The organism is Rivularia sp. UHCC 0363 (assembly GCF_034931125.1).
GTDB lineage: Bacteria > Cyanobacteriota > Cyanobacteriia > Cyanobacteriales > Nostocaceae > Rivularia.
Genome location: NZ_JAYGHM010000049.1, coordinates 14,777 through 21,685 on the forward strand (window position 1 = coordinate 14,777; position 6,909 = coordinate 21,685).

A 6,909-nucleotide genomic window follows, 5' to 3' on the forward strand; every position below is an offset into this window, starting at 1 on the left:
AATAGGTTAACTGGTTCGGAGGGTGTGAAATTAGTCTGTGGTTGTGGTTCACCTAGATTAGTATTATTACTTTCTGCTGGCAACTCTGGGAATGATACTCCATTGCTACCTGGTTCATTCAAAGAAACACCCGGTTCATTTGAAGAAATACCCGGCTCATTTGAAGAAATACCCGGTTCATTTAAAGAAACACCTGGCTCATTTGAAGAACCACCTGGTTCATTCAAAGCTGAATCGGGATTTGGAAGGGTACCATTTTCCGAACCTATTAAAGGTGGTTCTCCCGGTATTGTTACCGGATTCCCTTCACCCAAAGAATTCATCCCTGGTTCCTCAAGAATAGAACCATCTTGGTTATATAACGGTTCATTCATTCCTGGTTCTGACAGATTAGCAGCGTCTTTCGATGAAGCTGCATCGGTCGAATTAGAAGGTATTGGTACTGTAAATAACAAACCATGTAATGCTGCTGAAGCTAGCAACATTTGTGGGGAAACTTGTTGTAAAGGAGCAAGCAAGTTATTCAGAAGAAATGACTTAATCATGTATTTGGCTCTGGGAATCTGGATTGCACTTCGGGCTAGAAAAACTTAATAAAATATTGATGCACAGAGCGAAACCAGATAATTGTTGTGAAGTACAAAGCATGAATTCTCAAGCCCAAAGTTTCATACTCTATACTTTATTAGTCAAATATTGCATTCTGGATATCGATATATGAATCATAGCATTTTTTAAATTTTAATTGTTTTTTTTGGCTACAACCGCTAGTTTAATTATAGATGTTTAAATTACTTATTATTCATCAAAAAAATGTTTTAAATTATTCTAAAAAAAGAATAATTACTATTACCTAAAAATCAAACTTTAAACATACTTTAAAGTTAATTTGCTGCTTTCTTTAACAGTTCTTAACTGATAAAAGGGTAGGGTATTTGTGGTAGGAACCGACGCTGTGAACTCTATCCTCCCCAAATCGAGAAACTATGAATTTTAAAGCGATCGCATTGAATAGAATCGTAACTTCTTCCGTTGCTGCTGCTGCTGTTGTATTAAGCCCTGTTTTCGCAGCAGTTGCTCAAGCTGAAACTTTAGTTGGTGCAGGTGCTAGTTTTCCTGCTCCTTTGTATCAGAGATATGCTCGTGAAGTTCGTAGTACATACTCCGACTTACAAGTAAACTACACATCTTGTGGTTCTAGCTGCGGTATCCGTAACTTTATCGGTGGAACCGTTGATTTCGGTGGTAGTGATGCAGCAATGAGCGATGCAGATATCGCAAAAGTTAGCCGTGGCACAATCTTGGTACCTACAGCAGGTGGTGCTGTTTCCGTTGTTCACAACATTCCTGGTGTTGCTAACCTCAAGTTGTCCCGCACAACTCTACCTTTAATTTTCGCTGGCAATATCACCAACTGGAACGACTCTAGAATCAAAAAAGATAATCCTGGTGTTAACTTGCCAAACTTGGCTATTACACCTGTAGTACGTGCAGACGGAAGTGGAACCACTTTCATCTTCACAAACCACCTCAGCACCATCAGCGGCTACTTCAAAGGAAGAATTGGTACTTCCCAGAGTCCTCGCTGGACTTTCAGCAGAGTTTTAAGAGGTAAGGAAAACTCTGGTGTAGCTGCTTTGGTTAAGCGTACTCGCGGTTCTATCGGTTACGTTAACTACTCGTTCGCTCGCTTGAACAGACTTAATTCTGCTATGGTTCAGAACAGCAGCGGACAGTTTGTTGCTCCTACTTTGCAAGGTGCTAACGAAGCTTTGGCTAGCGTTAACTTCCCCGCTAACTACCGCGTATTCGTTGGAGATGCTTCTAAAGGTTATCCTATCGTTGGTTTGACCTGGATGATGATTTACAAGAAGTACCCTACAGCTGCTAAAGCTGCGGCTGTTAAGAAGTGGATCTTCTGGGTATTAAGTACTGGTCAAAAGTTCAACGATGATTTGCTCTATACCAGCATTCCCGCTAGCGTTAGACAGCGCGTTATCAACCAAGTAAACAGCGAAGTTAAGTAATTGAGTTCAGAAGCAAAAAGCTTTTAATTTTGATTAAGAGTAAAAGAGTAAATTCTTGTAGCTTCTGTTTTTCTAATTGCTAGTTAATTGAACGAAGAGGGGGTGGGCAATGCTCACCCTTATCTTTAGGAATGCATAGTAGAATCTAGCTGGAAAATAAAGATAAGGTGATAGCGAGTGGGGGTACAAGGGGATTTAAATTTATAACTCTTCATTCCTAACTCCTAATTCTTTCAATCCAAAATCCAAAATCCAAAATCTAAAATCTAAATGACGGGTAATGGCTAATTCATCGGTTCAACCAAATTCAGTAGTTGATGACAAGCTCGATATTTTCGCGACTGATGCGAAAAATCTGTGGTTAGAGCAAGGGTTCAAGTGGGTTGTACACGGTTTTGCAATCTTCGTAGCAATTCTGTTCCTGTGGATGGTTTATATCATTTTTGGGGAAGCAAAACCAGCCATCGATAAATTTGGATTGGGATTTTTGTGGAGCCAGGAATGGAACGTCCCAGAAGAAATTTACGGTGCATTACCTTATATTTACGGAACGCTTGTCAGTAGCTTGTTAGCGATTTTAATTGCCGTACCTGTAGGGTTGGCGATCGCCTTGGTCACTAGTGAAGATTTCTTACCTTCCTATGTGCGATCGCCAATCGCTTTTATGGTGGAATTAATCGCCGCAATTCCCAGTGTAATTATCGGTTTGTGGGGCGTTTATATTTTAATTCCCTTCCTTGTACCTTTACAAACTGGGTTAGCCAAAAATTTCGGCTGGATACCATTGCTTAAAACCGATTTCCCTAGCGGTGATAATTTGTTAACTGCGGGAATTATTTTAGCTATCATGGTTTTGCCAACAATGGCAGCAATTAGCCGGGATGTTTTGTTGGTAGTTCCCCAACATTATCGCAGTGGTTCAATGGCTTTGGGTGCTACTCGTTGGGAGACTATTTTCCGAGTATTATTACCTAGTGGTTTTTCTGGAATTGTCAGTGCTACAATGCTGGCTTTAGGACGCGCTTTAGGGGAAACAATAGCTGTAACAATGGTAATTGGTAACTCTGGAGTTATTAGCATTTCCTTGCTAGATCCAAGCTATACAATTCCGGCTATATTAGCTAACGAATTTGCTGAAGCTGGAACAGATTTACACATTGGAGCTTTGACATATTTAGCTTTAATTTTGTTTGTTGTGACTCTAGCTGTTAACATCGCGGCTGTGGTATTAGTTCAGTTATTGAAGCGAAAGAACAAGTAATCAATATTGCCTGTTTTTTTGTGTAAAAAGCCCAGATTAGCAGTAGTAAAGAAAGCCGAATCGTATCGAAAAATTTTTCTGTAGGGTTGAGGGAAATGAGTGCTAGTAAACGTCCGCAAATAGATTTGTCCGTAGCTAGGGAAGTATGTAGTCCTCTGACACCAGAAAGGTTTGTGTTCCAATATGGAATGACAGCTATTGCATTTTTACTTACCTTTTTGGCACTTTTACCTTTATTCTCACTGATATGGGAGATTCTGTCACGAGGATTGTCTAACCTTAAACCAGAGATGTTTGTCAAGCAAGTCATCGATTTTGGATTTGCTAATGCGATTATTGGTACCATCAAAATGGTTGGGCTTGGCTCATTATTTAGCATTCCAGTTGGGGTGATGACCGGGATATTTCTCTCGGAATTTGGAAAAGATTCCAAGATTGCTGGAATTGTGCGCTTTTTTACCACTATTCTGACCGGCGTACCTTCAATTGTTGTCGGTGTCTTTGCTTACGGTGTTTTTGTTGCTACAACTAAGCAATTCAGCGCTGTTGCGGGTGGATTTGCTTTGGGTGTAATTATGCTGCCGATCATCGCTTTGACAACCGAAGAAGTATTGAAACTGGTTCCCAATCATCTGCGTTTGGCATCTGCTGCATTAGGGGGAAACCGCTTCCAAACTACTTTTAAAGTAGTGCTAGCTGCTGGTTTACCCGGAATTACCACAGCTACATTATTAGCGATCGCCCGTGCTTCTGGTGAAACCGCACCGCTACTTTTCACGGCTTTGTTTAGCGATTTTTGGACGGACAGATTAGATCGTCCTACAGCTTCTCTACCGGCATTAATTTATCGCTTCTATCAAGCAGACGACCCTCAACAATTCCAATTAGTTTGGACTGCTTCGATTGTACTTGTTGGTCTAATCTTCTTGTTAAATATTCTTTCTCGCGTGATTATAAGTAAAAAAAGGTAAAGGTAATATTTCAAGTCCCCGCTTTCAGATTTCTTCAGTTGCAGTTTATTTGAATAATCGTCAAAGTTTCTTTCTCCATGAGCAACTTAATTCCAGCCATTACCGTCAAAAATCTTGCTTTCTATTACGGTACTTTCAAGGCACTTCAAGGAGTGTCCCTAGATATTTACCAGAAGCAAGTTACAGCATTAATTGGTCCTTCCGGTTGCGGTAAATCAACTTTCATTAAGTCTCTAAATCGCATCGGCGAATTAGAATCTGATGTCAGAATTGATGGAAAAGTAGAATTTTTCGGTCAAAATATTTACTCTCCCCGCGTTAACATTAACAGACTGCGCCGTCAAATCGGGATGGTTTTCCAAAAGCCCAATCTTTTCCCTATGAGCATTTACGATAACGTAGCTTATGGAATTCGCATTGCTAGACATTGCCCTAAATCTGAATTAGATGGTATTGTCGAATCTGCAATTAGAGGGGCTGCATTATGGGATGAAGTCAAGGATAAAATATACAAATCTGCTTTGGGTTTGTCTGGGGGTCAGCAACAGCGTTTGTGTATTGCTCGTTCTTTGGCTATTAAACCTAAAGTGTTGCTGATGGATGAACCTTGTTCGGCGTTAGACCCGATCGCAACACAGAAGATTGAAGAGTTAATTAAGGAATTGCGCGGTGAATTTACGATTGCGATCGTTACTCACAATATGCAACAAGCTCAACGGGTAGCTGACTTCACAGCATTTTTTACTACCGACGAGAGCCGTGCAGGACAAATGGTTGAATTTGGCACTACCCACCAAATATTCAATAATCCCATCGATCAACGTACTCGCGATTACGTTTCTGGACGTTTCGGTTAAGGTACAACTACTGCATATATTATTCAGGGTGCAGTCTCCGTTTTTTGGCGATTTTATCAAACATTAACTAATTAAATAATTAATTCAATAATTAAACGGGAGCATCCCTATTTTGAACAAATATTTGACCCGACACCCTCGAAGGGTGCGGCTATACAAACAAAGCCCACCTGCGTGGGCTACGGGAATTCTCCTAGCCCACGCAGGTGGGCTTGGTAAATGTAGCCCCAGGCTTCTAGCCTGTGGGCTTTTTTTTTAATAAGCGCCAGTTTTTTGTAGTAAAACTTGGAATGTTCGTAAAAATATGCTCAGATCGAGCAATATTGACCAATTTTCAATGTAGCTCATATCTAATCTTATCACATCATCAAAATTATCGATATCAGAACGTCCGGAAACCTGCCATAATCCAGTGATACCGGGGAGAACTTCTTGACGAATAAAATGTTTGGTTTGAAACTTTTGGACATCGCGGATTGGTAAAGGTCGAGGACCAATCAAACTCATTTCACCGACTAAAACATTAAAGAATTGCGGTAATTCATCTAAGCTGTAACGACGTAAAAACCCACCGACTCTAGTTACTCTTGGGTCGTCTTTCATTTTGAAAAAGACACCATCTTTCATTTCATTTTTAGCTTCTAAAGAAACCTGGATTTTTTCGGCATCGGTAATCATTGTCCGGAATTTCCAAATCAGAAACTCTCGACGATGCAAACCAATACGTTTTTGACGGAAGAATATTGGGCCGGGAGAATCGAGCTTGATAAGTATGGCGATCGATAAATAAACGGGTGCAAGCAAGACTATTAGAAATAGTGAGAAATAAAAGTCAAATAATCGTTTGATCCAGAAATCAGTTCCAGCAAAAATTGGTGCTGTAATTGTAGGAAAAGGTATTTCTCCAATCAAACTAAACTGAGTTTTGGAGAAAGGAAGTTTGTTTTCTGTTGGTAGGATATGTACGGTAATTCCCGCATTATAGAAATGCCAGCAGAGAAAAGAGCGGTTTTTAATCGAATCCCAGGAAATAAATACTTCTTCTACATTTTGGCTGCGTAAATATGCAAAAGTTTTTTCTCGATTAGCCCAATCGAGACAGCTAGAATCGGCAAAACCTTGGACTGCATAACAATTATCTTTTTCGAGAATATTCACTAATTGCTCTTTTTGTTGAGCATCTGCGATCGCAAAAATAGAATGACGAATTATACCCTTTTGACGCAGAAAATTAGTTGATAAATCGAATATTTTTCTGACAGCACAAATACAAGCGATAGATACTAACCAATATAGTAAATAAGTGGAGCGCTCAATATAGGTGCTTGAGTCGTAGATATAAGTGATGAATAATTGCAGTATCGATGATAAGGAAATTGCTTTAACGATGCTTATATAATCACGACGGTATAGACCTGCTCGGTAAAGACCAGCGGTCGCAAGAATAGCAACTTGAACTCCTAAACTAAGTAATAGAAATGGTAGGTTTTTTATCCACTCAGACTGCAATGAAGAAGTATAGGTAACAGTTAAATTCCAAGCGACACTTAAAGATGAAATATCAAGTAATATCAGTAGAGCTACGCGCAGCAACCGGATAAATAGCCCTCGCTGTATAGTTGCGCTTTTAGCCGAACGTAAGTCCGGTTTGAAGCTATCTATCGCTACATTAATATAAGACACAATAATCAAATCTCCTGTTAATAAATAGAAAATGAATAGGTCATATTGAAAATTGGATTGGCTCGCAAACTAACCTCACCGAGTAAAATTTTAAGGTCTGAGCAAGACGG

6 protein-coding genes are annotated in these 6,909 nt (G+C 39.8%); 4 read left to right on the forward strand and 2 right to left on the reverse strand.

What is annotated here, in order from left to right; all coding sequences use genetic code 11:
- Window positions 1-545 (reverse strand): hypothetical protein (locus tag VB797_RS23935; protein WP_416350923.1); only part of this gene is annotated, 545 nt, incomplete at its 3' end.
- Window positions 546-986: 441 nt separating this feature from the next.
- Between VB797_RS23935 and pstS the strand changes: the two genes are divergently transcribed.
- The 4 genes from pstS to pstB all read left to right on the forward strand — a co-directional run bounded on the left by pstS (window position 987) and on the right by pstB (window position 5,116).
- Window positions 987-2,027 carry a phosphate ABC transporter substrate-binding protein PstS gene (pstS, locus tag VB797_RS23940; protein ID WP_323240248.1) on the forward strand — a complete coding sequence of 347 codons (1,041 nt, stop codon included), beginning with the start codon at window positions 987-989 and terminating at the stop codon, window positions 2,025-2,027.
- Window positions 2,028-2,307: 280 nt separating this feature from the next.
- Window positions 2,308-3,288, forward strand: a complete 981-nt coding sequence (gene pstC, locus VB797_RS23945) for a phosphate ABC transporter permease subunit PstC (protein ID WP_323240249.1) — start codon at window positions 2,308-2,310, stop codon at window positions 3,286-3,288.
- A 95-nt stretch (window positions 3,289-3,383) separates the two neighbouring features.
- On the forward strand, window positions 3,384-4,259 hold the full coding sequence (pstA, locus tag VB797_RS23950; RefSeq protein ID WP_323240250.1) for a phosphate ABC transporter permease PstA: 876 nt from the start codon (window positions 3,384-3,386) through the stop codon (window positions 4,257-4,259).
- Between the two features lie 77 nt (window positions 4,260-4,336).
- Window positions 4,337-5,116, forward strand: a complete 780-nt coding sequence (gene pstB, locus VB797_RS23955; RefSeq protein ID WP_323240251.1) for a phosphate ABC transporter ATP-binding protein PstB — start codon at window positions 4,337-4,339, stop codon at window positions 5,114-5,116.
- Window positions 5,117-5,371: 255 nt separating this feature from the next.
- Here pstB and VB797_RS23960 read toward each other — a convergent pair whose 3' ends face one another.
- Window positions 5,372-6,799: a sugar transferase gene (locus tag VB797_RS23960; RefSeq protein WP_323240252.1), complete on the reverse strand. Its 1,428-nt coding sequence runs from the start codon at window positions 6,797-6,799 to the stop codon at window positions 5,372-5,374.
- Window positions 6,800-6,909 lie beyond the last annotated feature (110 nt).